Here is a 26,088-nt window from a genome sequence, read left to right as displayed (position 1 = left end):
AAAAGACACTCGCTCGTGGAGACCCCATGACCATCCTCGGCACCCAACTCAACACCCGTTCCCCGGAATACGCCGCCAACGCCGCGACCATGCTGGAGAACGTCCAGGACCTGCGCGCCCTGCTCGGCCGCGTCCACGAAGGCGGCGGCGCTGCCGCCCAGGCCAAGCACACCGCGCGCGGCAAGCTGCTGGTGCGCGAGCGCATCAACCGCCTGCTCGACGCCGGCTCGCCCTTCCTCGAAGTCTCCGCCCTCGCCGCCCACGAGGTGTACGGCGAAGACGTCGCCGCCGCCGGCGTGGTCGCCGGTATCGGCCGCGTGGAAGGCGTGGAATGCATGATCGTCGGCAACGACGCCACGGTGAAGGGCGGCAGCTATTACCCGCTGACCGTGAAGAAGCACCTGCGCGCCCAGACCATCGCCCAGCAGAACCGCCTGCCGTGCATCTACCTGGTGGACTCCGGCGGCGCCAACCTGCCGCGCCAGGACGAGGTGTTCCCCGACCGCGAGCACTTCGGCCGGATCTTCTTCAACCAGGCCAACATGAGCGCCCAGGGCATCCCGCAGATCGCCGTGGTGATGGGCTCCTGCACCGCCGGCGGCGCCTACGTGCCGGCGATGAGCGACGAGACCATCATGGTGCGCAACCAGGCCACCATCTTCCTCGCCGGCCCGCCGCTGGTGAAGGCCGCCACCGGCGAGGTGGTGAGCGCCGAGGACCTGGGCGGCGCCGACGTGCACTGCAAGACCTCCGGGGTGGCCGACCACTACGCCGAGGACGACGAGCACGCGCTGGCCATCGCCCGCCGCTGCATCGCCAACCTCAACTGGACCAAGCAGGGCCAGCTCAATACCCGCGCCCCGCGGGCGCCGCTGTATGCCGCCGAGGAGCTGTACGGGGTGATCCCGGTGGACAGCAAGCAGCCCTTCGACGTGCGCGAGATCATCGCCCGCCTGGTGGATGGCAGCGAGTTCGACGAGTTCAAGGCGCTGTTCGGCACCACCCTGGTGTGCGGCTTCGCCCACCTGCACGGCTACCCGGTGGCGATCCTGGCCAACAACGGCATCCTCTTCGCCGAGGCCGCGCAGAAAGGCGCGCACTTCATCGAACTGGCCTGCCAGCGCGGCATCCCGCTGGTGTTCCTGCAGAACATCACCGGCTTCATGGTCGGCCAGAAGTACGAGGCCGGCGGCATCGCCAAGCACGGCGCCAAGCTGGTCACCGCCGTGGCCTGCGCCCAGGTGCCGAAGTTCACCGTGATCATCGGCGGCAGCTTCGGCGCCGGCAACTACGGCATGTGCGGCCGCGCCTACGATCCGCGCTTCCTGTGGATGTGGCCCAACGCGCGGATCGGCGTGATGGGCGGCGAGCAGGCCGCCGGCGTGCTCGCCCAGGTCAAGCGCGAGCAGGCCGAACGCGCCGGTAATGCGCTGTCGGCCGAGGACGAGGCGAAGATCAAGGCGCCGATCCTCGAACAGTACGAGCGCCAGGGCCACCCCTACTATTCCAGCGCGCGGCTGTGGGACGACGGTGTCATCGACCCGGCCCAGACCCGCGACGTACTTGGCCTGGCCATTTCCGCCTCGCTCAACGCGCCTGTCGAAGCCACGCGCTTCGGCGTCTTCCGTATGTGATTCGAAGCCACAAGCCGCAAGCTTCAAGCCGCAAAGAGCGCCGCTTGCAGCTTCGGGCTTGTGGCTTGCCGCTAGCGACCGAAGGTAGCTATATGACCGATTTCCAGAACATCCAACTCGACATCGACCCGCGCGGCGTCGCCAACCTCTGGCTGAACCGCCCGGAAAAGAACAACGCCTTCAACGCCCAGACCATCGCCGAACTGATCCAGGCACTCGACATCGTCGCCGGCGAGGAGCGCGTGCGCCTGCTGGTGCTGCGCGGGCGCGGCAAGCACTTCTGCGGCGGCGCGGACCTTTCCTGGATGCAGGAATCCGTGCAGCTGGACTACCAGGGCAACCTGAACGACGCCCAGCAGCTCGCCGAACTGCTCTACAACCTGCACCACCTGAAGAAGCCGACCCTCGCCGTCGTCCAGGGCGCGGCCTTCGGCGGCGGCGTCGGGCTGGTGGCCTGCTGCGACATGGCCCTGGCCGCCGAGGACGCGCAGTTCTGCCTGTCCGAGGTGCGCATCGGCCTGATCCCGGCGACCATCGGCCCGTTCGTCACCAAGGCCATCGGCCAGCGCGCCGCCACCCGCTACGCCATGACCGCCGAACGCTTCAGCGGCGTGCGCGCCCGCGAGCTGGGCCTGGTGGACGAGCACTACCCGGCCGCCGAACTGGAGGACGAAGCCGACGCCTGGATCGCCAACCTGCTGAGCAACAGCCCGGCGGCGCTGGTGGCCTGCAAGGCGCTGTTCCACGAAATCGGCGCGGGCGAGCTCAAGCCCGAACTGCGCCGCTACACCGAAGCGGCCATCGCCCGCATCCGCATCAGCACCGAGGGACAGGAAGGCCTGCGCGCCTTCCTCGACAAACGCAAACCGGCCTGGCAGGAGCAAGTCTGATGAAGAAGATCGATACCCTGCTGGTGGCCAACCGCGGCGAGATCGCCTGCCGCGTGATGCGCACCGCCAAGGCCCTGGGCCTGACCACCGTGGCCGTGCACAGCGCCACCGACCGTAACGCGCGCCACGTCGAGGAGGCGGACATCGCCATCGACCTGGGCGGGGCCAAGCCCGCCGAGAGCTACCTGCGCGCCGACGCCGTGCTGGCCGCCGCGAAAGCCGCCGGCGCCCAGGCCATCCACCCCGGCTACGGCTTCCTCTCGGAGAACGCCGGTTTCGCCCGCGCCTGCGAAGAGGCCGGGTTGATCTTCCTCGGCCCGCCGGCCAGCGCCATCGACGCCATGGGCAGCAAGTCCGCCGCCAAGGCGCTGATGGAAACCGCCGGCGTGCCGCTGGTGCCCGGCTACCACGGCGAGGCCCAGGACTACGCGACCTTCCAACGCGAGGCGCAGCGCATCGGCTACCCGGTGCTGCTCAAAGCCGCCGCCGGCGGTGGCGGCAAGGGCATGAAGGTGGTGGAGCGCGAGGCCGAACTGGCCGAGGCGCTGGCATCCGCCCAGCGTGAAGCGCAGTCCGGCTTCGGCGATTCGCGCATGCTGGTGGAGAAGTACCTGACCAAGCCTCGCCACGTGGAAATCCAGGTATTCGCCGACCAGCATGGCCATTGCCTGTACCTCAACGAGCGCGACTGCTCGATCCAGCGCCGCCACCAGAAAGTGGTGGAAGAAGCGCCCGCTCCTGGCCTCTCCGCCGAACTGCGCGCCGCCATGGGCGAGTCCGCTGTGCGCGCCGCCCAGGCCATCGGCTACGTCGGCGCCGGCACCGTGGAGTTCCTCTACGACGAAGGCAGCGGCCAGTTCTTCTTCATGGAAATGAACACCCGCCTGCAGGTCGAGCACCCGGTCACCGAAGCCATCACCGGCCTCGACCTGGTGGCCTGGCAGATCCGCGTCGCCCGTGGCGAGCCGCTGCCGATCACCCAGGAACAGGTGCCGCTGATCGGCCACGCCATCGAAGTGCGCCTCTACGCCGAAGACCCCGAAGGCGGCTTCCTCCCGGCCAGCGGTCACCTTGCGCTGTACCGCGAACCCGCCGCCGGCCCCGGCCGCCGGGTGGACAGCGGCATCCGCGAGGGCGATGACATCTCGCCGTTCTACGACCCGATGCTGGCCAAGCTGATCGCCTGGGGCGAGAACCGCGAGGAAGCGCGCCAGCGCCTGCTGTCGATGCTGGCTGAAACCGCCGTCGGCGGTTTCAAGACCAACCTGGCCTTCCTGCGCCGCGTGCTGGCCCACCCGGCCTTCGCCGAGGGCGAGCTGGATACCGGCTTCATCGGCCGCCACCAGGACGCCCTGCTGCCCGCCGCCACCGCCCTGCCCGAGCGCTTCTGGCAGCTCGCCGCCGAAGCCTGGGTGCAGAGCGAAGCCGCCCGCGTGCGCGGCGACGATGCCCACTCGCCGTGGTCCGCCCAGAGCGGCTGGCGCAGCGGCCTACCGGGAGAAACCGACCTGCACCTGCTGGCCAAGGGCGAGTCCCAGGTGGTGCGCCTGCGCCATGCCGATGGCCAGCGCATTGCGCAGCTCGACGGTCAGTGGCTGGATGTGAACGACGGTGAGATCCGCCGCCGTCACCAGGTGATCCGCCGGGGCGACAGCCTCTACCTGGAATGGAACGGCGAGCTGGTCAGCGTGCAGCGCTTCGACCCCATCGCCGAGGCCGAGGCCGCGCATTCGCACCAGGGCGGACTGGGCGCACCGATGAACGGCAGCATCGTGCGCATCCTGGTCGAACCCGGCCAGAGCGTCGAAGCCGGCGCCGCGCTGGTGGTGCTCGAAGCCATGAAAATGGAACACAGCATTCGCGCGCCGCACGCCGGCGTGGTGAAATCGCTGTATTGCAGCGAAGGCGAACTGGTGTCGGAAGGTACGGCGCTGGTGGAGCTGGAGGAGGCGCCGGCCTGAAGCCGGCTCTTGTAGGGCGCATAACGCGCCCTACATGACTTCCGCCTGATACCGATGCCGCTTTTTTGTAGGAGCGAGCTTGCTCGCGAACCGCATCACTCCGGTCATACAGGGTGCCATGCGTTCGCGAGCAAGCTCGCTCCTACGAAGAGCCAAAGCCGCTCTTCGCGAGAACCCAACGAGGACACTCCATGACCCTGCCCCATTCCGTCCGCCTCGTCGAAGTCGGCCCGCGCGACGGCCTGCAGAACGAGAAACAACCCATCGCCGTGGCTGACAAGGTGCGCCTGGTGGACGACCTGACCGCCGCCGGCCTCTCCTACATCGAAGTCGGCAGCTTCGTCTCGCCCAAGTGGGTGCCGCAGATGGCCGGCTCGGCCGAGGTCTTCGCCGGCATCCAGCAGAAGGCCGGCGTCACCTATGCCGCCTTGGCGCCGAACATGAAGGGCTTCGAGGCCGCGCTGGAATCGCGGGTCAAGGAAGTCGCGGTGTTCGCCGCCGCCTCCGAGGCCTTCTCGCAGAAGAACATCAACTGCTCGATCAAGGAGAGCCTGGAGCGCTTCGTGCCGATCATGGAAGCGGCGCGCCAGCATGGCGTGCGCGTGCGCGGCTACGTCTCCTGCGTGCTCGGCTGCCCCTACCAGGGCGAGGTGGACGCGGAACAGGTCGCCGCCGTCGCCGCGGAACTGCACGCCATGGGCTGCTACGAAGTCTCCCTGGGCGACACCATCGGCGTGGGCACCGCCGGCGCCACCCGCCGCATGTTCGAAGTGGTCGGCCAACGCGTGCCGCGCGCGCAGTTGGCCGGGCACTTCCACGACACCTACGGCCAGGCCACGGCGAACATCTATTCCAGCCTCCTGGAAGGCATCGCCGTGTTCGACAGCTCGGTCGCGGGCCTGGGCGGCTGCCCCTACGCCAAGGGTGCCACCGGCAACGTCGCCACCGAAGACGTGGTCTACCTGCTCAACGGCCTGGGGATCCACACCGGCATCGACCTGGACCTGCTGATCGACGCCGGCCAGCGCATCTGCGCCGTGCTCGACAAGCCCAATGGCTCGCGCGTGGCCAAGGCGCAGTTGTCCAAGCGCTGAGCCACGCCTGTACCTGACCGATACACGTGCGCTCGGCAGCCCTCACCCCAACCCTCTCCCACAGGGAGAGGGGGCTGATTGTGCCGGCTGATGCAATAGCTTCATCCTGAACCGAACGGTCCCCTCTCCCCTTGGGAGAGGGTTAGGGAAAGCACAAGCACGGATTTTCACAAGAGGCAGACCGTAGGGCGCATAAAGCGGAACGCTTTATCCGCCGCCGCGAAAGCATTCCCACAATTCCCGACATCCTCCTATAGGAACGGGCCATGCCCCTGATCGCGGGCATGGCCCGCTCCTACAGGTAGCCACGACACTCGACACCGACCGTAGGGCGCATAAAGCGGAACCGCCGCCGCGAAAAGTATTCCCTTGCGTAGGAGCGGACTCTGTCCGCGATAGATCCGCATGCGCTGGGGGCCATCGCGGACGGAGTCCGCTCCTACGATTCCCGACACCCACCTGTAGGAACGGGCCATGCCCGTGATCGCGGGCATGGCCCGCTCCTACAGGGAGCCCCCGGGTTTGTTCGCGAGGAAGGACCAGGCGTCCCCCTCGGTCCTACAAAGAGCTTCCGCATCCCGGTACAGTGCGCCCTCTGCCCCTTGCGCACGGCCCGCCCCATGACCGACACCCACAGCCTCAAGGACTACCCCAGCGTCCGCCAACTGGCGATCCGCTCGTTGTTCGAGATCTTCGAGCAGTTCAGCGAAGGCACGGTGATCGTCGATCGCGAGGCGCGCATCGTCTGGATCAACCAACGCTACGCCCAGCGCTTCGGCCTGGACAGCGCCGAGCAGGCCATCGGCCGGCCGGTGGAACAGGTGATTCCCGGCAGCCTGATGCGCGAGGTGGTCAGCAGCGGCCGGCCGATGCTGCTGGACATCCTCGACATGGCGAAGGACCCGTTGGTGGTGATGCGCGTGCCGATCCGCGACGACGCAGGCGTTGTCATCGGCGGCATCGGCTTCGCCCTGTTCGACGAGTTGCGCGCGCTCTCGCCGCTGCTCACCCGCTACCAGCGCATGCAGGCCGAGCTGGCCTCGACGCGCTCGCTGCTGCAGGCGCGCCAGGCCAAGTACAGCTTCGCGCACTTCATCGGCACCAGCCCGGCCAGCCTGGAGGTGAAGCGCCGCGCGCGCCGCGGCGCCGCCAGCGAGGCGCCGATCCTGCTGCTGGGCGAAACCGGCACCGGCAAGGAACTGCTTGCCCATGCCATCCACGCCTCCTCCCCCCGCGCGGACAAACCCTTCGTCAGCATCAACGCCGCCGCCATTCCCGAGACCCTGCTGGAAGCCGAATTCTTCGGCACCGCGCCGGGCGCCTTCACCGGCGCCGACCGCAAGGGCCGCGCCGGCAAGCTGCAGATCGCCCAGGGCGGCACGCTGTTCCTCGACGAGATCGGCGACATGCCGCTGGCCCTGCAGAGCAAGCTGCTGCGCGTACTGCAGGAAAAGGAATTCGAGCCGGTCGGCTCCAACGAGGTGCTGCGCAGCGACATCCGCCTGATCGCTGCCACCTCCATCGACCTCGACGCCGCCGTGCGCGAGGGGCGCTTCCGCGCCGACCTGTTCTACCGCATCAACGTCCTGCCCATCGAGATTCCACCGCTGCGCGAACGCCTGGACGACCTGCCGGCGCTGTGCGAAGCCATCCTCGATGACCTGCGCGACGACCGCCAGGCGCTCTTCGAGCTCGATGCCGGCGGCCTCGCGCTGCTGGCCCGGCATGCCTGGCCGGGCAACGTGCGCGAGTTGCGCAACCTGCTCGAGCGCACCGTGCTGCTGGGCGACCGCCCGCAGATCGACGCCGCCGCCCTGCGCGCCGCGCTGGGCGAGCTGCAACCGCTGCCGAGCGTGACGACCACGCCGGCCGCCCGGCTGGCTGACGGACAGGACTTCTACGCAGCGCGGGACGCCTTCGAGCGCGAGCTGATCGCCAACACCCTGGCCGAACACGCCGGCAATGTCGACGCCGCCGCGCGCCGCCTGGGGCTGGGCCGCTCGACGCTGTACAAGAAGATGGCGGCGCTGGGCCTGCAGGCCTGACAGGAGTCCCGAAAACGAGACATGTCTCCAACCAGAGACAACTCCTCTATGTCAAGTATTACGGCAAGCCCGCCTGATTCACGGGCACATTCGTCTCCATTCCGAGACAAACCCCTGCTGCGCGCCATGCGAATTCTCAAAATAAGACTTTAAAATCAAATAGTTACAATCCTGGCACGGTCCTGGCTATGTCGTCTCTCGCGGCCTTCGCGCCGCACAGCCGACATAACAACAATCAACGCTGCCCGAACGCGAACAGACCCCAGCGGACCCCACGGCGAGTCCCGCTTCGCACTCGGCGCCGCGCCAGGAGATCACCCGATGAGCCGTTCCACGCTCAATCACGCTGCCGTTCTGACCGCCCTCGGTTCCACCCTCGCCCTCTCGCCCCAGGCCTTCGCCGAGTTCCTTGCCGACAGCAAGGCCAGCGTCGAGCTGCGCAACTTCTACTTCAACCGCGATTTCCGCCAGGGCAATGCCACGCAGTCCAAGCAGGAAGAGTGGGCGCAGGGCTTCCTGCTGCGCTACGAATCCGGCTACACCGAAGGCACCATCGGCGTGGGCGTGGACGCCCTCGGCCTGCTGGGCGTGAAGCTGGACTCCAGCCCCGACCGCGCCGGCTCCGGCCTGCTGCCGCGCGACAAACACAAGGTCAACGGCGCGGCCGACGACTACAGCGAACTGGGCCTGACCGCCAAGCTGCGCGCCTCCAAGAGCACCCTGAAGATCGGCACCCTGCTGCCCAAGCTGCCCACCGTGCTGGCCAACGATTCACGCCTGCTGCCACAGACCTTCGAAGGCGCGCACCTGAATTCCGCCGAGTTCGCCGGCCTGACCTTCGACGGCGGCCGTCTGCGCCAGGTGAGCCAGCGCGACTCCTCCAACCGCGAGGACATGACCGTCACCAGCGGCAGCGCGCGCGGCATCGTCGCCACCGATACCAGCGACCAGTTCGACTTCGCCGGCCTGAGCTACAAGTGGACGCCGCAACTGACCACCGGCTACAGCTACGCCAAGCTCGACGGACTCTACGACCAGCACATCGTCAACCTGCTGCACGTGCTGCCGATTGCCGCCGGCCAGTCGCTGAAGACCGACCTGCGCTACGCCCGCTCCGACGACGACGGCCACAGCAACGTCGACAACCGCGCCTTCGGCGCCATGCTCACCTACACCCTGGGCGGCCATGGCTTCGGCGCCGGCTACCAGTCCATGAGCGGCGACACCGGCTTCGCCTACATCGCCGGCACCGACGCCTTCCTGGTCAACTTCGTGCAGATCGGCGACTTCGCCAACCGCGACGAGAAATCCTGGCAGGCCCGCTACGACTACGATTTCGCCGCCCTGGGCGTACCCGGCCTGACCTTCATGACGCGCTACCTGTCCGGCGACAACATCGAGCTGGGCGCAGGCAAGCCCGAGGGCAAGGAGTGGGAGCGCGACACCGATATCGGCTATGTGGTGCAAAGCGGCCCGCTGAAGAACCTCGGCGTGAAGTGGCGCAACGCGACGGTGCGCTCCAGCCACTTCGGCAACGACCTGGACGAGAACCGCCTGATCCTCAGCTACGTGCTGCCACTGTGGTAAACGCCTGACCGCCTGAACTCTCAATCGTAAAGCAGGCCCATTACAACAAGAACGACGCGCGGCCCTGGCCGCGCTGAACCTGGAGATACTTCGATGAGCGTGGTCATCGCCCTTGCGGCCCTCGCCCTGCTGATGCTCGCCGCCTACCGCGGCTACAGCGTGATCCTCTTCGCCCCCATCGCCGCGCTGCTGGCGGTGCTGCTGACCGACCCATCCGCCGTCGCCCCGGCCTTCACTGGGGTGTTCATGGAGAAGATGGTTGGCTTCGTCAAACTCTACTTCCCGGTGTTCCTGCTCGGCGCGGTGTTCGGCAAGCTGATCGAGCTGTCGGGCTTCTCGCGCTCCATCGTCGCCGCCGCCATCCGCCTGCTCGGCACGAGCCAGGCGATGCTGGTGATCGTGCTGGTCTGTGCCCTGCTCACCTACGGCGGCGTGTCGCTGTTCGTCGTGGTGTTCGCGGTCTACCCCTTCGCCGCCGAGATGTTCCGCCAGAGCAACATTCCCAAGCGGCTGATCCCGGCGACCATCGCCCTGGGCGCGTTCAGCTTCACCATGGATGCCCTGCCCGGCACCCCGCAGATCCAGAACATCATCCCCACCGCCTTCTTCAACACCACCGGCTGGGCCGCGCCCTGGCTGGGGCTGATCGGCAGCCTGTTCGTCTTCGCCGTGGGCATGCTGTTCCTGCGCCGCCAGGCCGGCAAGGCGCGCGCCGCCGGCGAAGGCTACGGGACCGAGCTGCGCAACGAGCCGGAAACCGCCGATGACATCCGGCTGCCCCACCCGCTGCTGGCGCTCTCGCCGCTGGTGCTGGTGGGCGTCGCCAACCTGCTGTTCACCCACTGGATTCCCCAGGTCTACGGCAAGACCCACAGCCTGCAACTGGCCGGCATGGCCGCGCCAGTGGCCAGCGACGTGGCCAAGCTGACCGGCATCTGGGCGGTGCAGGCGGCGCTGCTGCTGGGCATCCTGCTGGTGCTGGTGACCAGCTTCGCGGTGATCCGCAGCAAGATCGCCGAGGGCAGCAAGACCGCCGTGGCCGGCGCGCTGCTGGCAGCCATGAATACCGCCTCGGAATACGGTTTCGGCGCGGTGATCGCCTCCCTGCCCGGCTTCCTGGTATTGGCCGACGCGCTGAAGAAGATCCCCGATCCGCTGGTCAACGAGGCCATCACCGTCACCACCCTGGCCGGCATCACCGGTTCGGCGTCGGGCGGCATGAGCATCGCCCTGGCGGCCATGTCCGAGCAGTTCATCGCCGCCGCCCACGCCGCCAACATCCCGCTGGAGGTGCTGCACCGGGTCGCGGCCATGGCCTCCGGCGGCATGGACACCCTGCCGCACAACGGCGCGGTGATCACCCTGCTGGCGGTCACCGGCCTCACCCACCGCGAGGCCTACAAGGACATCTTCGCCATCACCCTGATCAAGACCCTCGCGGTGTTCGTGGTGATAAGCACCTTCTACGCCACCGGCATCGTCTGAGAATCCGCTTGTGGCTAGCTGCGCGTCGGCATAACTGCGTCAAAAGCAAGCGATGACTGCTCATTGACTACACGTCAACTCCGCGTCCTCGCCTGCTTTTTCCTTGTTCTGCTCTAGCTCGCAAGGCCACAAACGGATTCTGGGCAGCCATATGTTTGATGGTCGCAGTAATGCGATCAACCCGTTCCAGAGGAGATTTGCATGACTCTCAAAGGCAAGACCGCACTGGTCACCGGCTCCACCAGCGGCATCGGCCTGGGCATCGCCGCGCGCCTCGCGCAGGCGGGCGCCAATGTGGTGGTCAATGGCTTCGGCGATATCGACGCGGCGGTGCGCGAGCTGTCGGTGCACGGCACGCGCATCGGCCACCACGGCGCGGACATGGCGCAACCGGAACAGATCGCCGAGATGATCGCCTACGTCGAACGCGAGTTCGGCGGCCTCGACATCCTGGTCAACAACGCCGGCATCCAGCATGTCGCGGCGCTGGAGGAGTTCCCCGTGGAGCGCTGGAACGCGATCATCGCCATCAACCTCTCCTCGGTATTCCACACCACCCGCCTGGCATTGCCGGGCATGCGCCAGCGCGGCTGGGGACGCATCCTCAACATCGCCTCCACCCACGGCCTGGTCGCCTCCGCCGGCAAGAGCGCCTACGTGGCCGCCAAGCACGGGGTGATCGGCCTGACCAAGACCACCGCCCTGGAAACCGCCACCAGCGCCATCACCTGCAACGCCATCTGCCCCGGCTGGGTGCTGACCCCACTGGTGCAGCAGCAGATCGATGCGCGGGTGCAGGCCGGCGCCAGCCCGGAGCAGGCGCGCCACGACCTGCTGGCGGAGAAGCAACCGTCGCTCGATTTCGTCACCGCCGAACAGCTCGGCGAGCTGGCGCTATTCTTGTGTTCAGAAGCCGCCGCCCAGGTCCGCGGCGCCGCCTGGAACATGGATGGCGGCTGGGTCGCGCAGTGATTCACCCGCACCGGCGAAGCACGGGTGGCGAAGCTTCGTGTCAAGATGATGGGTACCGCTTGTCGGCGGTGCCCACCGATCCTTCGCTGGAGTTGTCGTCAATGAACCCACTGCTCTGGACCCCCTCCCCCGAACGCATCGCCGCCACCCGGATGGACGCCTTCCGCCGCAAGGTGGCGCAGCAGCACGGGCTCGACCTGCCCGACTACGCCGCCCTGCACGCCTGGAGCATCGCCGAGCGCGAGGCCTTCTGGCTGGCCATCGTCGATACCTTTGCCGTGCAGTTCCACGAAGCGCCCACCGCGGTGCTCGAGGAAGGCCCGGAAATGCCCGATGCGCGCTGGTTCCCCGGCGCCACCCTGAACTTCGCCGAACACCTGCTGCGCCGCCGCGACAGCAAGCCGGCGCTGATCGCCATCAGCGAGGACGAACAGCGCGAGGTGATCAGCCACGCCGAACTGGCCGCCCAGGTCGCCGGCCTGCAGCGCGCCCTGCGCGAAGCCGGGGTGGGCGTCGGCGACCGCGTCGCGGCGTTCATGCCCAACACCTGGCAGACCGTGGTCGGCATGCTCGCCACCACCAGCCTGGGCGCCACCTGGTCGAGCTGCTCGCCGGACTTCGGCACCCAGGGCGTGATCGACCGCTTCGGCCAGATCGAGCCCAAGGTGCTGATCGCCTGCGCCGGCTACCGTTACGCCGGCAAGGTGCTGGACCTCACCGCCAAACTCAACGAAATCCTCGCCCAGCTGCCCAGCCTGGAGCAGTTGCTGATCGTGCCCTATGCCAACGGCCACGCGCGCCGCAGCGACTTCCAGACCCCGGCGCGGGTCAGCCTCTGGCAGGACTTCTTCCACAGCGGCGGCGAACCGGTGTTCACCCCGGTGCCCTTCGACCACCCGCTGTACATTCTCTACTCCTCCGGCACCACCGGCGTGCCCAAGTGCATCGTCCACGGCGCCGGCGGTGTGCTGCTGCAACACCTCAAGGAACACGGTCTGCACGTCGACCTGGGGCCGGACGACACGCTGTTCTACTACACTACCTGCGGCTGGATGATGTGGAACTGGCTGGTGTCGGGCCTCGCCGTCGGCGCCACCCTGGTGCTCTACGACGGCTCGCCCTTCCACCCCGGCCCCGAGCGCCTGATGGATTTGATCGACGCGGAGGACATCAGCGTCTTCGGCACCAGCGCCAAGTACATCGCCGCGCTGGAGAAGACCAACGTGCGGCCGCGCCAGACCCACGCGCTGGCGCGCCTGAAGACGATCCTGTCCACCGGCTCGCCGCTGGCCCACGAGAGCTTCGACTACGTCTACCGCGACGTGAAGCCCGACCTCTGCCTGTCGTCGATCTCCGGTGGCACCGACATCGTCTCCTGCTTCGCCATCGGCAACCCCACCGCGCCGGTGTGGCGCGGGGAAATGCAGTGCAAGGGGCTGGGCATGGCCGTGGAAGTCTGGGGCGAGGACGGCAAGCCGGTGCGCGGCGAGAAAGGCGAGCTGGTCTGCGTGCGGCACTTCCCATCGATCCCGGTGGGCTTCTGGAACGACGAGAACAACGAGAAGTTCCTCGACGCCTACTTCGCCACCTTCCCCGGCGTCTGGGCCCATGGCGACTACGCCGAGGAAACCGAACACGGCGGCCTGGTGATCCACGGCCGTTCCGATGCCGTGCTCAACCCCGGCGGCGTGCGCATCGGCACCGCGGAAATCTACCGCCAGGTGGAGAAGATCGAGCAGGTGCTGGAATCCATCGCCATCGGCCAGGAATGGCAGGGCGACGTGCGCGTGGTGCTGTTCGTGCGCCTGCGCGACGGCGTGGCGCTGGACGAGGCGCTGCAGGAGCGCATCCGCCAGACCATCCGCAACAACACCACGCCGCGCCACGTACCGTCGAAAATCCTCGCGGTCAGCGACATCCCGCGCACCATCAGCGGCAAGATCGTCGAACTGGCGGTGCGCAACGTGGTGCACGGCCGACCGGTGAAGAACACCGACGCCCTGGCCAACCCGCAGGCGCTGGAGTTGTTCAGGGATCGCAAGGAGCTGGAGAGCTGAGGTTCACCGGCGGCGCCGGCGTGTCGGCCCTGGTTCGCGAGCAAGCTCGCTCCTACGAAGAGCGTGCTGGGGCAGGCCTGTAGGAGCGAGCTTGCTCGCGAACCCTACCCGCAACCTCGTAGGAGCGGAGCTTCTCCGCGATCCGGCCGGCAGGCCGGCCTGTTCCGCCATCGCGGGCATGGCCCGCTCCTACAGGGACATCGCATTCGGATGAGCTGGGCCGGCCCATGTCCTCGACCCATCGTAGGGCGCATAACCTGGAACAGGTTATCCGCCGGCCATCCCGCGGCGGATAACGCTGGCGCGTTATGCCCCTACAGGCTAGCTCTCGTAGGAGCGGAGCTTCTCCGCGATCCGGCCGACAGGCCGGCCTGTTCCGCCATCGCGGGCATGGCCCGCTCCTACAGGGATATCGCATTCGGATGGGCTGGGCCGGCCCATGCCCACGACCCATCGTAGGGCGCATAACCTGGAACAGGTTATCCGCCGGCCATCCCGCGGCGGATAACGCGGGCGCGTTATGCGCCCTACAGGCTAGCTCTCGTAGGAGCGGAGCTTCTCCGCGATCCGGCCGATAGGCCGGCCAGTTTCGCCATCGCGGGCATGGCCCGCTCCTACAGGGATATCGCATTCGGATGGGCTGGGCCGGCCCATGCCCACGACCCCTCGTAGGGCGCATAACCTGGAGCAGGTTATCCGCCGGCCATCCCGCGGCGGATAACGCTGACGCGTTAGGCCCCTACCGAGCGAACCGTGCACCAGCCAATCAGCCACCGCCCGGATGCGTGGTCCGGGCGGCGCTGATCAGGCGTCGCCCAGCGACTCGGTGCCCAGCTCGTCCCACACCGCCTCGGCGAGGTGGAAGGTGGCGTTGGCCGCCGGGATGCCGCAGTAGATCGCGCTCTGCAGCAAGACTTCCTTGATCTCCTCGCGGGTCACGCCGTTGTTGCGCGCGGCGCGCAGGTGCAGCGTCAGCTCGCCCTCGCGGTTCATGCCGATCAGCATGGCGATGGTGATCAGGCTGCGGGTGTGGCGCGGCAGGCCCGGGCGGGTCCAGATGTCACCCCAGGCGTGGCGGGTGATCATTTCCTGGAACTCCTCGTTGAAGGCGTTGCGCTTCTGCAAGCTGCGGTCGACGTGGGCATCGCCCAGCACCGCACGGCGCACCTGCATGCCGGCTTCGTAGCGTTCTTTCTCGTCCATCTCTAACTCCGATATGAGTCTGTAGGAGCGAGCTTGCTCGCGAACAATCCCCGCTGCAGAGCCTGGGGTTCGCGAGCAAGCTCGCTCCTACAAGAGCAAAAGCGGTCAGGCGCGCAGGAAGTCCAGCACGCGTTGGCTGAAGGCATCGCCGGCCTGCACGTTGGACAGGTGCGCGGCGCGGAACTCCACCAGTTCGGCGCCGGGAATGCGCGCCTGCAGGAAGCGGCCATCTTCAGTCGTAGTCACCGGATCGGCGGCGCCGCAGACCACCAGGGTCGGCGCGCTGATCGCACCGATCTCGCCACGGAAATCGGCATCGCGCACGGCCGCGCAGTTGGCCGCGTAACCTTCGGGCGAGGTCTGCGCCAGCATGCCGACAATGGGCTCGACCTTGCCCGGATAGCTCTCCGCGAAGTCCGCGGTGAACCAGCGCGAGATCGACGCATCGCGCAGGTTGCGCATGGCCTCGGCACCGCCGCTGAGCACGGTTTCGATGCGCGGGTTCCAGACTTCCGGGGTGCCGATCTTCGCGGCAGTGTTGCACAGCACCAGGCGCGAGAGGCGCTCGGGCGCATGGATGCCCAGCCACTGGCCGATCAGGCCGCCCATGGACAGGCCGCAGAAATGCGCGCGCGCAATCTCCAGCGCATCCAGCAGGGCGAGCACGTCGCGGCCGTTCTGCTCGATGCTGTACGGGCCGGGAGTGACCAGCGAGCCACCGTGGCCACGGGTGTCATAACGCAGCACGCGGAAGTGCACGGCGAAGGCCGCGACCTGCGCGTCCCACATGTGCAGGTCGGTGCCCAGGGAGTTGGACAGCACCAGCACCGGCGCGCCGGCAGGGCCTTCCAGTTGATAGTTCAGGTCGCCATCGGCGAGACGTACGGCAGGCATGCAAGGCTCCTAGCGCAAAGATTCATCGTGTTCGGCCAGCGCACGCTCGACCCAGCGGCGCGCCTGGCCCAGGTAATGGGCGGGATCGAGCAGGCGATCCAGCTCCTCGGCATTCAATTGGGCAGCGACCTCGGCGTTGGCCCCGAGCACGGCGCGCAGGTGCGCGCCCTCCTTCACCGCCTGCTTGCAGCAATGCTCCACCAGGTGGTGCGCGGCGTCGCGGCCGATGCGCTGGGCCAGGGCGATGCTCACGGCTTCGGCGAGCACCAGGCCACGGGTCAGGTCGAGATTGGCGAGCATGCGCTGCGCATCCACTTCCAGACCCGGCACCAGGCCCAGCGCCTGTTGCAGAGCGCCGGAGACGAGGCAGCACAGCTCCGGCAGGCTTTCCCATTCGGCGTGCCACAGGCCGAGGCTGCGCTCGTGCTCCTGGGGCATGGCGGCCAACAGGGTCGCGACGAGGCCCGGCGCGCGGGTGGCCGCGCCGATCAGCACGGCGGCGCCCACCGGGTTGCGTTTGTGCGGCATGGTGGACGAACCACCCTTGCCCGGCGCGGAGGGCTCGAAGACTTCGCCGGCCTCGGTCTGCATCAGCAGGCTGAGATCGCGGCCGAGCTTGCCGAGGCTGCCGGCGATCAGCCCGAGCAGACTGGCAAATTCCACCAGGCGGTCGCGCTGGGTGTGCCAGGGTTGCTCGGGCAGTTGCAGGTGCAGCTCATCCGCCAGCGCTTCGGCCACGGCAAAGCCCTGTTCGCCCAGCGCGGCAAGGCTGCCGGAGGCGCCGCCGAACTGCAGGCACAGCAGGCGCGGCTTGAGTTCGTTCAGGCGCTGGCGATGGCGGGTGATCGCCCCCAGCCAGCCGGCGATCTTCATGCCGAGGGTGACCGGCGTCGCGTGTTGCAGCCAGGTGCGGCCGACCATGGGCGTGCCGGCGTGGGCCTTGGCCTGCACGGCGAGCGCGTCGGCCAGTTGGGCGAGATCGTTTTCCAGCAGCTCGATGGCGGCACGCAGTTGCAGGACCAGGCCGGAGTCCATGGCATCCTGGCTGGTGGCGCCCAGGTGCACGTAGCGCTCGGCCTCGGCGTCCTCGGCGGCGATGCGCTTGCCCAGTGCCTTCACCAGCGGGATCGCGGAGTTGCCGGCACTGCAGATGGCCTGGGCCAGCGCCTCGAAATCGTAGAGTTCGGCGCGGCAGGCAGCGGCGATGGGCGCCACGGCGCTGGCCGGGATGACACCGACGCGAGCCTGCGCACGGGCCAGCGCAGCCTCGAAGTCGAGCATGCCCTGCACCCGTCCGCTGTCGCTGAAGATTGCGCGCATGGCGGGCTGGGTGAAGTAGGCATCGAAAAGAAGGTTGGTGCTCACGAGGTGGCTCCGGAGATCGGCGGGCGTTGTCCGGACAGTATGACCGGAGAGTTGCTTTCTGTAGGAGCGAGCTTGCTCGCGAACCTGGTCCCGCAGCGGGGTTTGTTCGCGAGCAAGCTCGCTCCTACGAAGAGCCAGAGCGGGTCAAACGCGCTCGACCACCAGCGCCACGCCCTGCCCTACACCCACGCACATGGTGCACAGGCCGAGCTTGCCGCCGGACTTCTGCAACTGGTGTACCGCGGTCAGCACCAGGCGTGCGCCGCTGGCGCCCAGCGGGTGGCCGAGGGCGATGGCACCGCCGTTGGGGTTCACCCTCGCGTCGTCATCGGCGATGCCGAGCTCACGGGTCACCGCCAGGCCCTGGGCGGCGAAGGCTTCGTTCAGCTCGATGACGTCGAACTGGTCTACCGACAGGTTCAGGCGCTCCAGCAGCTTGCGCACCGCCGGCACCGGGCCGATGCCCATCACCCGCGGGGCGACGCCGGCGCTGGCCATGCCGAGCACTTTCGCCCTCGGCGTCAGGCCGTGTTTCTTCACGGCTTCAGCGCTGGCGAGGATCAGCGCCACGGCGCCGTCGTTGACGCCCGAGGCGTTGCCGGCGGTGACGGTCTTGCCTTCGCCGTTGACCGGCTTGAGCTTGGCCAGCGCTTCCAGCGTGGTGTCCGGGCGCGGGTGTTCGTCGGTGTCCACGACGGTCTCGCCCTTGCGACCCTTGATCACCACCGGGACGATTTCCTCGGCGAAGTAACCGCTGGCCTGGGCGACGCCGGCACGCTGTTGGCTGCGCAGGGAGAAGGCATCCTGGTCGGCGCGGCTGACGTGGTAATCGTCGGCCACGTTGTCGGCGGTCTGCGGCATGGCATCCACGCCGTACTGGGCTTTCATCAACGGGTTGATGAAACGCCAGCCGATGGTGGTGTCCTCGATCTTCTGGCCGCGGCCGAAGGCGCTGTCGGCCTTGCCCATCACGTAGGGCGCGCGGGACATGGATTCCACGCCGCCGGCGATGACCAGTTCGGCTTCGCCGCTGGCGATGGCGCGGAAGGCGGTGCCCACCGCGTCCAGGCCCGAGGCGCAGAGACGGTTGAGGGTGACGCCCGGCACGCTGTCCGGCAGCCCGGCCAGCAGCAGCGCCATGCGTGCGACGTTGCGGTTGTCCTCGCCGGCCTGGTTGGCGCAGCCGAGGTACACCTCGTCCAGCGCGGCCCAGTCGACCTGCGGGTTGCGATCGACCAACGCCTTCACCGGCACCGCGGCGAGGTCGTCGGCGCGCACGCCGGAGAGCGCGCCGCCAAAGCGGCCGATGGGCGTGCGCACGGCGTCGCAGATGAAGACCTCGCGGCTCATTCCTCACCTCCCAGCTGGCCGTGGGCGGCGGCGGTGCGGGCTTCGAGGGCGCGCAGGGCTTCCAGCTCCACGTCGGTCGGCGCGACGGTTTCGCCCACCTGCTCGGCGAAGCGGATCGCCCAGCCGGTATTCTCGATCACCTGCTCGCGGGTCACGCCCGGGTGCAGCGAGGTGACGATGAATTCGTTGCTGCCGGCTTCCGGCTCCATGATGCACAGGTCGGTGATGATCGCCACCGGGCCCTTGCCCGGCAGGCCGAGCTGCTGGCGATGGTCGCCGCCCTCGCCGAAGCCGACGGAGGTGATGAAGGCCAGCTTGTCGACGAAGGTGCGGTGCGACTGCTTGAGGATGATCAGCACTTCCTTGGCGGAACCGGCGATCTCCGGCGCGCCGCCGGCGCCGGGCAGGCGCACTTTCGGCGAGTGGTAGTCGCCGATGACGGTGGTGTTGATGTTGCCGAAGCGGTCGACCTGGGCGGCGCCGAGGAAGCCGACGTCGATGCGTCCGCCCTGCAGCCAGTAGCGGAAGATCTCGCCGGTGGGCACCACGGTGTCGGCGGTTTCGGCCAGTTCGCCATCACCGATGGACAGCGGCAGCACGCTGGGCTTGGCGCCGATGGGGCCGGATTCGTAGATCAGGACCACGTCCGGCGAGGCGGTCAGGCGCGCCAGGTTGGCGGCCTTGGACGGCAGGCCGATGCCGACGAAGCAGACGGCGCCGTTCTTCAGGCGGCGGGCGGCGGCCACGGTCATCATTTCATTGGTGCTGTAGGCGCTCATTACTTGGCCTCCGCGAGTTTGGAACGGAACTCTGCAAAATCCTTGGTGCCACGGATGTAGGTGTCGATCCAGGCGTTGAAGGTGTCGCGGTCGCGGGCGATCGGGTCCCAGGCCTGGTAGAAGCGGTTGTCGCGTTCGGAGTAGCCGTGGGCGTAGGACGGGTGCGAACCGCCGGGCACCAGGCAGACGGCGGACAGCGCCCAGGTCGGCAGGACGCAGGCGTTCATCGGCGCGTTCAGGTCGTCGACGATTTCTTCCACGGTGACGATGCAGCGCTTGGCGGCCAGGGCGGCTTCCTTCTGCACGCCGAGGATGCCCCACAGCAGCACGTTGCCCTTGCGGTCGGCCTTCTGCGCGTGGATCACGGTGACGTCCGGGCGTACCGAGGGCACGGCGGCCAGTTGCTCGCCGGTGAACGGGCAGTTGATGAACTTGATGTTCGGGTTGACCTTCGGCAGGTCGGAACCGGCATAGGCGCGCAGCACGGCGAACGGCAGGCCAGAGGCACCGGCGACGTAGGAGTTGGCGAGGTCGGCATGGCTGTGTTCATCGATCTCCAGCGCGCGCGGCCAGCCCTTCTCCACTGCGTCACGCAGACGATGCAGCGAACCGACGCCGGGGTTGCCGCCCCAGGAGAAGGTCAGCTTGCGCACGCAGCCGGCACCGATCAGCAGGTCGTAGACCAGGTCGGGGGTCATGCGCACCAGGTGCAGGTCTTTCTTGCCCTGGCGGATCAGCTCGTGGGAGGCAGCGGTCGGGATCAGGTGGGTGAAGCCTTCGAGCGCGACGGTGTCGCCGTCGTTGACGAAGCGCTCGACCGCTTCGCGGAGAGTCAGGAGTTCAGCCATGGTCGGTCTCGTTGTGTAGGGGGTGCCGATGGGAAAACAGTACCGTCGGGGGGATGGGTGAACAATGCGATAATCGACTATTGGTGCGAATATCGAACACTTCTCTTAGGGGGCTAACGGCTGGATTGCAGGGTGCAGATGGCCGCCTGGGCGGGCGCGGACCCTGTCCGCGGATCGCGAGCATGGCTCGCTCCTACAGTGAGCGCGGGATTGCCCTGTAGGAGCTGGCCATGCCTGCGACGGCCCAGGTACCAGAGCATCGCGGACGGAGTCCGCTCCTACGCCTGGGCTGGCATCGGCGTTCGGTGGCGCGCGCGGACGTTGTCCGCGGATCGCGAGCGTGGCTCGCTCCTACAGTGAGCACAGCGTTGACCTGTAGGAGCTGGCCATGCCTGCGACAGCCCGAGCACCAGACCATCGCGGACGGAGTCCGCTCCTACGTATGGATTGGCTTCCGCGTTCGGTGGCTGGCGCGGACGTTGTCCGCGGATCGCGAGCATGGCTCGCTCCTACAGGCCCGGCATCAGGCCTGCTGCAACGCGCGGGGACGGTTGCTGCGGTCTTCGGCGTCGGCGGAAACCGCCTGCTGCAGCTGGAAGTCGAACTCGATCTCGGCAAAGCGCCCTTCCACGCCGCGCGCCTGGGCGGCGGCTGCGTCCTCGATGAAACGCACCTCGCCGATCAGCCCGTCGCGGGTCGCGTAGGCGAAGTCGTCCCACAGGTATTGGTCACCGGCCAGGTTGATCTGCGTGGTCAGGTGGCGATGCCCCGGCGCGGAGATGAAGAAGTGGATGTGCGCCGGGCGCTGACCGTGGCGGCCGAGCTGGTTCAGCAGTTCCTGGGTCGGGCCGTCCGGCGGGCAGCCGTAGCCGCTGGGCACGATGCTGCGCGCCTTGTAGCGGCCCTCGGCATCCGTAACGATGCGGCGGCGCAGGTTGAACTCGGACTGGGTGCTGTCGAAGTACGAGTACGTGCCCTGGGTGTTGGCGTGCCACAGGTCGACTACCGCGCCAGCCAGCGGCTGGCCTTCGGGGTCGAACACGCGGCCGGAGAGGAACATCACGGTGCCCGGGTCCTTGCCGTCGTCCATTCGCGCTTCGCCTTCGGACAGCGGTGCGCCGGCCACGTACAGCGGGCCTTCGATGGTGCGCGGGGTGCCGCCGCCGATGCCGGCCGCCGCGTCCTGGGCGTCCAGCAGCAGGTCGAGGTAGTGCTCGATGCCCAGGCCCGCGACCACCAGCCCGGCCTCCTGGCGCGCGCCGAGGCGGTTGAGATAGTCCACCGCCTTCCAGAATTCGTCGGGGGTGACGTTCATGTCTTCGATCAGCCTGGCGGTGTCCTGCAGGATGCGCAGGACGAGGTTCTTCACGCGCGGGTTGCCCGCATCGTTCAGGGCGCCGCTGGCTTCTTCGAAGAACTTCTGGATGTCGGCAGTCTGGGAAATCTTCACGGTCATGGTGCGATCCTCAAGTCTTGTTCTTGTCGAGTCGTACGAAAATCAGCGGTCGTCGGCATGGATCGAGGACGGATGGCGGCAGAGCCCGTCGACCTCGATGTCCATGTAGGGGAACAGCGGCAGCTGCATCAGGGTGTCGTGCAGTTCCTCGACGCTGGCGAGGTCGAACACGCTGTAGTTGGCGTAATGCCCGGCGATGCGCCACAGGTGGCGCCACTTGCCCTCGCGCTGCAGGCGCTGGGCCAGTTCCTTCTCGTCGGCCTTGAGCTGGGCGGCCCTGGCCGGGTCCATGTCGACGGGCAATTTCACGGTCATCTTCACGTGGAACAGCATCGGGTCTTCTCCTCTATCGGGCAGTCGGAAAGGCTTTCGAATCAGGGGCGGCGGAAGCGCGCCAGGCGCTCCTCGTCGAGCGTCAGACCCAGGCCGGGCGTGCGCGGCACGTGCAGCTGGAAGTCGCGGTAGACCGGCGCCTGGGTGACGATTTCCTCGGTGAGCAGCAGCGGGCCGAACAGTTCGGTGGCCCAGGTCAGCTTCTCCAGGGTGAGGAAGGCGTGGGCCGAGGCCAGGGTGCCGACCGCGCCTTCGAGCATGGTCCCGCCGTACAGCGCGATGCCGGCGGCTTCGGCGATCTGCGCGGTGCGCAGCACGGCGCGCGGGCCGCCGTTCTTGGCGATCTTCAGGGCGAAGATGCTGGCCGCGCCGTCAGCGGCGAGGCTGAAGGCGTCGGCCACGCTCTCGATGGACTCGTCGGCCATGATCGGCGCCGGGCTGCGCTGGTTCAGACGCACCTGGCCGCTGCGGTTGATCCGCGAGATGGGCTGTTCGATGAGGTCGATGCCGTTCTCGCCGAGCACCTGGCAGCCGCGGATGGCCTGGGACTCGTCCCAGCCCTGGTTGACGTCCACGCGCACGCTGGCGCGCTCGCCGAGGGCCTGCTTGATCGCCACCACATGCTTGAGGTCCTGCTCCAGCGGGTTGGCGCCGATCTTCAGCTTGAAGATGCGGTGGCGGCGGATGTCGAGCATCTGCTCGGCTTCGGCAATGTCGCGGGCGGTGTCGCCGGAGGCCAGGGTCCAGGCCACCTCCAGGCTGTCGCGCACGCGGCCGCCGAGCAGCTCGCTGACCGGCAGGCCGAGGCGCTTGCCCTGGGCGTCCAGCAGTGCGCTCTCGATGCCGGAGCGGGCGAAGGTGTTGCCCTTGATCGCCTTGTCCAGGCACTGCATGCAGGCGTTGATGTTGCTGGCGTCCTGGCCCGTGAGCAGCGGCGCGAAGTGCGCGTCGAGGTTGGCCTTGATGCTTTCCGGGCTCTCGTTGCCGTAGGCCAGGCCGCCGATGGTGGTCGCTTCGCCGATGCCCTCGACGCCGTCGGAGCAGCGCAGGCGGATGATCACCAGCGTCTGCTGCTGCATGGTGTGCATGGCCAGCTTGTGCGGGCGGATGGTCGGCAGGTCGACGATGATCGACTCGATGCGTTCGATGACGGGGCTACTCATGGACGGCGTTCCGGTCTGGGATTTCTGAAGGGGCCGGGTCGCGCTGTGGCGATACCCGGCAGGTCGTTTCACGGTGAACGAAGGATTGCGCCGGGGCCTGCGGGCAGTCCAATATCGATGCCGTCTTGTTGCATACCCTGGAGGTATGATGGAGCTGCGACACCTGCGCTACTTCCGCGAAGTGGCCGGCACCCTCAACTTCACCCGCGCCGCCGAGCGCCTGCACATCGCCCAGCCGCCGCTGAGCCGGCAGATCCAGCAGCTCGAGGAACTGCTCGGCGTGCCCCTGCTGGAGCGTGGCCGACCGCTGCGCCTGACCGACGCCGGGCGCTACTTCCACGAGCAGACCGGCACCCTGCTGGCGCAACTGGAGAGCATCTGCCAGAGCACCCGGCGCATCGGCCTGGGCGAACGCCAGTGGTTCGGCATCGGCTTCGCGCCCTCGACGCTGTACGACGGGCTGCCCGAGCTGATCCGCGAGCTGCGCGGTGACGCCGGACTGGAGCTGGGGTTGCAGGAAATGACCACGGTGCAGCAGGTCGAGGCGCTCAAGAGTGGGCGCATCGATATCGGCTTCGGGCGCATCCGCATCGACGATCCGGCCATTACCCAGCAGGTATTGCGCGAGGAGCCGATGGTCGCCGTGCTGCCCGCCGGGCACTGCCTGCTCGGCGCGCCGCTGAGCCTGGAACGGCTGGCCGGCGAGGACTTCGTGCTCTACCCCGCCAACCCGCGCCCCAGCTACGCCGACCATGTGCTGGCGCTGTTCGCTAACCACGGCCTGGGCATCCGCGTGGCGCAGTGGACCAACGAGCTGCAGACCGCCATCGGCCTGGTCGCCGCCGGCCTGGGCGTGGCGCTGGTGCCGGCGTCGGTGCAACAGCAGCACCGCGCCGACATCGGCTACGTCACGCTGACCGACGCCGAGGCGGTCTCGCCGATCATTCTCAGCCAGCGCCGTGGCGACGTCAGCGCGCCGCTGCAACGCTGCCTGCACCTGATCGGCGCGAAGCTGCCGTAGACGCATGATCGCGGCGCCTCAGCCCAGGTCGCCGCCACCCACCGGCAGGGTCACGCCGGTGATGTAGCTGGCCTCGTCGGAAGCGAGGAAGAGGATCGCGCCGGCCTGCTCGTCGAGGGTCCCGTAGCGTTTCATCAGGCTGCTGCCCACGGTCTGGTCGACGATCTGCTGGTACCAGCGCTGCTCCTCTTCGCTCTGCTGCGCCGCGTTGCGCGGGATGCGTCGCGGCGGCGCCTCGGTACCGCCCGGCGCGGTGGCATTGACCCGCACGCCGCGTTCGGCGGTCTCGAAGGCCAGGCAGGCGGTCAGCGCATTCACCCCGCCCTTCGCGGCGCCGTAGGGCACGCGGTTCACCCCTCGGGTGGCGATGGACGACACGTTGACGATGGCGCCCGCGCCCTGCTCCAGCATCGGCACCAGCGCCGCGCGGCAGCACCACAAGGTGGGAAACAATGAGCGGCGCACCTCGGCTTCGATCTCCTCTTCGGCGTAGTGCTCGAAGGGCTTGGCCCAGATGGTGCCGCCGACGTTGTTGATGAGGATGTCGAGGCGGCCGAAGCGCGCGAGCGCCTGGGCGACCATGCCCTGGCAGTCGGCGAAGCGTTCCAGGTCGGCGGTCAGCGTCAGCACCTCGCCACGCTGGCCGAGGGCGTCCTGCAGCTCGTGGACGATCTCGGAGCGGTCCACGGCGATGACCGTCGCGCCCTCTTCCACCAGCCGCTCGGCGACGCGGCGGCCGATGCCTTGGGCGGCGCCGGTGACGAGGGCGGTCTTGTTGTCGAATCTATTCATGGTGACCTCATCGCATCAGGTGGCCCCCCTGTAGGAGCGAGCTTGCTCGCGAACCAAGCCCCGCTGTGAAGCTGTTCGCGAGCAAGCTCGCTCCTACAAGGATCCGTCACGCCTGAGTTTTGGTTGTCGAATTCAGGCCGCGCTCGCCGCGAACTTCTCGTAGTAGAAGTTCGCCGGGGTGATGCCCTGTTCGCGGATGTACTGGCTCACCGCCTCGACCATCGGCGGCGGGCCGCAGAGGTAGATGTCCACCTCGCCGTCGTTCAGGTGCGCCGGTGTGATGTGCTGGGTGACATAGCCCTTGCGCGGGTGGGTGCTCTGCGGGCTGGCCACGCAGGCGCTCCAGGTGAAGGTGGGGATGCGCGCGGCGAAGGCCTCCAGGCGGTCCAGCTCCACCAGGTCGACATCGTGGGTGACGCCGTAGATCAGGTGCAGCGGATGTTCGCTGCCGCGCTCGGCGATCTGTTCGAGCATCGCGGTGAAGGGCGCAAGACCGGTGCCGCCGGCCAGCAGCAACAGCGGCCGCCTGATCTCGCGCAGGTAGAAGCTGCCCAGCGGGCCGGCCAGGGTCATGGTGTCACCGGCCTTGGCAAGCCCGGTGAGGAAGCTGCTCATCAGCCCGCCCGGCACGTTGCGAATGAGGAAGCTCACCTCGCCGTCCTTCTGCAACGAGCTGAAGGAGTAGGCGCGGCTCTGCTCGCTGCCCGGCACCCGCAGGTTGACGTATTGCCCCGGCAGGAAGGCCAGCGTGCTCAGCGACTCGCCGCGAATGGACAGCGAAATCGTACTGTCGGACAGCTGGCGCACCGCACTGATGCTCGCCTCGAAGCTGGCCTGGGCGGTCTTGCAGACCTGCGAGGAAGCCGGCACGCGCACCACGCAGTCGCTCTGCGCACGCATCTGGCAGGTGAGCACGTAGCCCTGCTGGGCTTCCTCCTCGCTCAGCGCATCCTCGATGTAGTCCTGGCCCAGGTCGTAGCGGCCGGCCTCGGCGAAGCACTTGCAGGTGCCGCAGGCGCCGTCGCGGCAATCCAGCGGGATGTTGATGCCCTGGCGGTAGGCCGCGTCAGCCACGGTTTCGCTGGGGCTGGCGTCGATGAAGCGGGTAACGCCGTCTTCGAAGTTGAGGGCGATCTTGTGGTTCATGGCGTGCACCTCG

The 26,088-nt window shown here is 68.0% G+C and carries 21 protein-coding genes; 10 read left to right on the top strand and 11 right to left on the bottom strand.

What is annotated here, in order from left to right:
- The first annotated feature begins 26 nt into the window (after positions 1 to 26).
- The 9 genes from N0B71_RS19255 to N0B71_RS19215 all read left to right on the top strand — a co-directional run bounded on the left by N0B71_RS19255 (position 27) and on the right by N0B71_RS19215 (position 13,725).
- Entirely contained in the window at positions 27 to 1,634 is a 1,608-nt protein-coding gene (locus N0B71_RS19255) for a carboxyl transferase domain-containing protein (RefSeq protein ID WP_259754303.1), read from the top strand.
- A 92-nt stretch (positions 1,635 to 1,726) separates the two neighbouring features.
- On the top strand, positions 1,727 to 2,524 hold the full coding sequence (locus N0B71_RS19250) for a gamma-carboxygeranoyl-CoA hydratase (protein ID WP_259754302.1): 798 nt from the start codon (positions 1,727 to 1,729) through the stop codon (positions 2,522 to 2,524).
- Positions 2,524 to 4,485 carry an acetyl/propionyl/methylcrotonyl-CoA carboxylase subunit alpha gene (locus N0B71_RS19245; RefSeq protein ID WP_259754301.1) on the top strand — a complete coding sequence of 654 codons (1,962 nt, stop codon included), beginning with the start codon at positions 2,524 to 2,526 and terminating at the stop codon, positions 4,483 to 4,485. Before N0B71_RS19250 ends, N0B71_RS19245 begins: the two co-directional genes overlap by 1 nt.
- Positions 4,486 to 4,676: 191 nt before the next feature.
- Positions 4,677 to 5,579: a hydroxymethylglutaryl-CoA lyase gene (locus N0B71_RS19240; protein ID WP_259754300.1), complete on the top strand. Its 903-nt coding sequence runs from the start codon at positions 4,677 to 4,679 to the stop codon at positions 5,577 to 5,579.
- Between the two features lie 620 nt (positions 5,580 to 6,199).
- Positions 6,200 to 7,624, top strand: a complete 1,425-nt coding sequence (locus N0B71_RS19235; protein ID WP_259754299.1) for a sigma-54 interaction domain-containing protein — start codon at positions 6,200 to 6,202, stop codon at positions 7,622 to 7,624.
- A gap of 321 nt (positions 7,625 to 7,945) precedes the next feature.
- Positions 7,946 to 9,211, top strand: coding sequence for an OprD family porin (locus tag N0B71_RS19230; protein WP_259754298.1), 1,266 nt, complete (start codon positions 7,946 to 7,948; stop codon positions 9,209 to 9,211).
- Positions 9,212 to 9,304: 93 nt separating this feature from the next.
- The gene (locus N0B71_RS19225; RefSeq protein WP_259754297.1) at positions 9,305 to 10,696 is read left to right on the top strand and encodes a GntP family permease; all 1,392 of its coding nucleotides are present in this window, start codon (positions 9,305 to 9,307) and stop codon (positions 10,694 to 10,696) included.
- Positions 10,697 to 10,897: 201 nt separating this feature from the next.
- Positions 10,898 to 11,668, top strand: a complete 771-nt coding sequence (locus tag N0B71_RS19220) for a 3-hydroxybutyrate dehydrogenase (RefSeq protein ID WP_259754296.1) — start codon at positions 10,898 to 10,900, stop codon at positions 11,666 to 11,668.
- Positions 11,669 to 11,769: 101 nt separating this feature from the next.
- On the top strand, positions 11,770 to 13,725 hold the full coding sequence (locus tag N0B71_RS19215; protein WP_259754295.1) for an acetoacetate--CoA ligase: 1,956 nt from the start codon (positions 11,770 to 11,772) through the stop codon (positions 13,723 to 13,725).
- An 804-nt stretch (positions 13,726 to 14,529) separates the two neighbouring features.
- Here the strand turns inward: N0B71_RS19215 and pcaC are convergent.
- From pcaC to N0B71_RS19170, 9 genes are all read right to left on the bottom strand, one after another.
- Positions 14,530 to 14,928, bottom strand: a complete 399-nt coding sequence (gene pcaC / locus N0B71_RS19210) for a 4-carboxymuconolactone decarboxylase (protein ID WP_045208224.1) — start codon at positions 14,926 to 14,928, stop codon at positions 14,530 to 14,532.
- Positions 14,929 to 15,033: 105 nt separating this feature from the next.
- Positions 15,034 to 15,822 carry a 3-oxoadipate enol-lactonase gene (gene pcaD / locus N0B71_RS19205; protein ID WP_259754294.1) on the bottom strand — a complete coding sequence of 263 codons (789 nt, stop codon included), beginning with the start codon at positions 15,820 to 15,822 and terminating at the stop codon, positions 15,034 to 15,036.
- Between the two features lie 9 nt (positions 15,823 to 15,831).
- Complete coding sequence (locus N0B71_RS19200; protein ID WP_259759618.1) at positions 15,832 to 17,142, bottom strand: 3-carboxy-cis,cis-muconate cycloisomerase; 1,311 nt, start codon at positions 17,140 to 17,142, stop codon at positions 15,832 to 15,834.
- Positions 17,143 to 17,331: 189 nt separating this feature from the next.
- Positions 17,332 to 18,537 (bottom strand): 3-oxoadipyl-CoA thiolase, encoded by a 1,206-nt coding sequence (gene pcaF, locus N0B71_RS19195; protein WP_259754292.1) that lies wholly within the window; start codon positions 18,535 to 18,537, stop codon positions 17,332 to 17,334.
- The gene (locus tag N0B71_RS19190; RefSeq protein ID WP_259754291.1) at positions 18,534 to 19,316 is read right to left on the bottom strand and encodes a CoA-transferase subunit beta; all 783 of its coding nucleotides are present in this window, start codon (positions 19,314 to 19,316) and stop codon (positions 18,534 to 18,536) included. The genes pcaF and N0B71_RS19190 overlap by 4 nt, the downstream gene beginning before the upstream one ends.
- Positions 19,316 to 20,164, bottom strand: a complete 849-nt coding sequence (locus N0B71_RS19185) for a CoA transferase subunit A (RefSeq protein WP_259754290.1) — start codon at positions 20,162 to 20,164, stop codon at positions 19,316 to 19,318. Before N0B71_RS19185 ends, N0B71_RS19190 begins: the two co-directional genes overlap by 1 nt.
- A gap of 523 nt (positions 20,165 to 20,687) precedes the next feature.
- Positions 20,688 to 21,620, bottom strand: coding sequence for a catechol 1,2-dioxygenase (catA, locus tag N0B71_RS19180; RefSeq protein ID WP_259754289.1), 933 nt, complete (start codon positions 21,618 to 21,620; stop codon positions 20,688 to 20,690).
- A gap of 42 nt (positions 21,621 to 21,662) precedes the next feature.
- On the bottom strand, positions 21,663 to 21,953 hold the full coding sequence (catC, locus tag N0B71_RS19175; RefSeq protein ID WP_089390365.1) for a muconolactone Delta-isomerase: 291 nt from the start codon (positions 21,951 to 21,953) through the stop codon (positions 21,663 to 21,665).
- A 41-nt stretch (positions 21,954 to 21,994) separates the two neighbouring features.
- Positions 21,995 to 23,116, bottom strand: a complete 1,122-nt coding sequence (locus tag N0B71_RS19170; protein WP_259754288.1) for a muconate cycloisomerase family protein — start codon at positions 23,114 to 23,116, stop codon at positions 21,995 to 21,997.
- A gap of 148 nt (positions 23,117 to 23,264) precedes the next feature.
- On the opposite strand from N0B71_RS19170, the gene N0B71_RS19165 reads away from it, so the two are divergent.
- Positions 23,265 to 24,137, top strand: coding sequence for a LysR family transcriptional regulator (locus tag N0B71_RS19165; protein ID WP_259754287.1), 873 nt, complete (start codon positions 23,265 to 23,267; stop codon positions 24,135 to 24,137).
- A gap of 18 nt (positions 24,138 to 24,155) precedes the next feature.
- Here N0B71_RS19165 and N0B71_RS19160 read toward each other — a convergent pair whose 3' ends face one another.
- A complete protein-coding gene (locus tag N0B71_RS19160) occupies positions 24,156 to 24,929 on the bottom strand; it encodes a 1,6-dihydroxycyclohexa-2,4-diene-1-carboxylate dehydrogenase (RefSeq protein WP_259754286.1) in 774 nt (257 codons plus the stop codon).
- 132 nt (positions 24,930 to 25,061) lie between these two features.
- Positions 25,062 to 26,075 carry a benzoate 1,2-dioxygenase electron transfer component BenC gene (gene benC / locus N0B71_RS19155; protein WP_259754285.1) on the bottom strand — a complete coding sequence of 338 codons (1,014 nt, stop codon included), beginning with the start codon at positions 26,073 to 26,075 and terminating at the stop codon, positions 25,062 to 25,064.
- Positions 26,076 to 26,088: the final 13 nt, after the last annotated feature.

The organism is Pseudomonas sp. GCEP-101 (assembly GCF_025133575.1).
Classification (GTDB): Bacteria; Pseudomonadota; Gammaproteobacteria; order Pseudomonadales; family Pseudomonadaceae; genus Pseudomonas; species Pseudomonas nitroreducens_B.
This window is presented reverse-complemented; position numbering and strand designations above follow the sequence as displayed.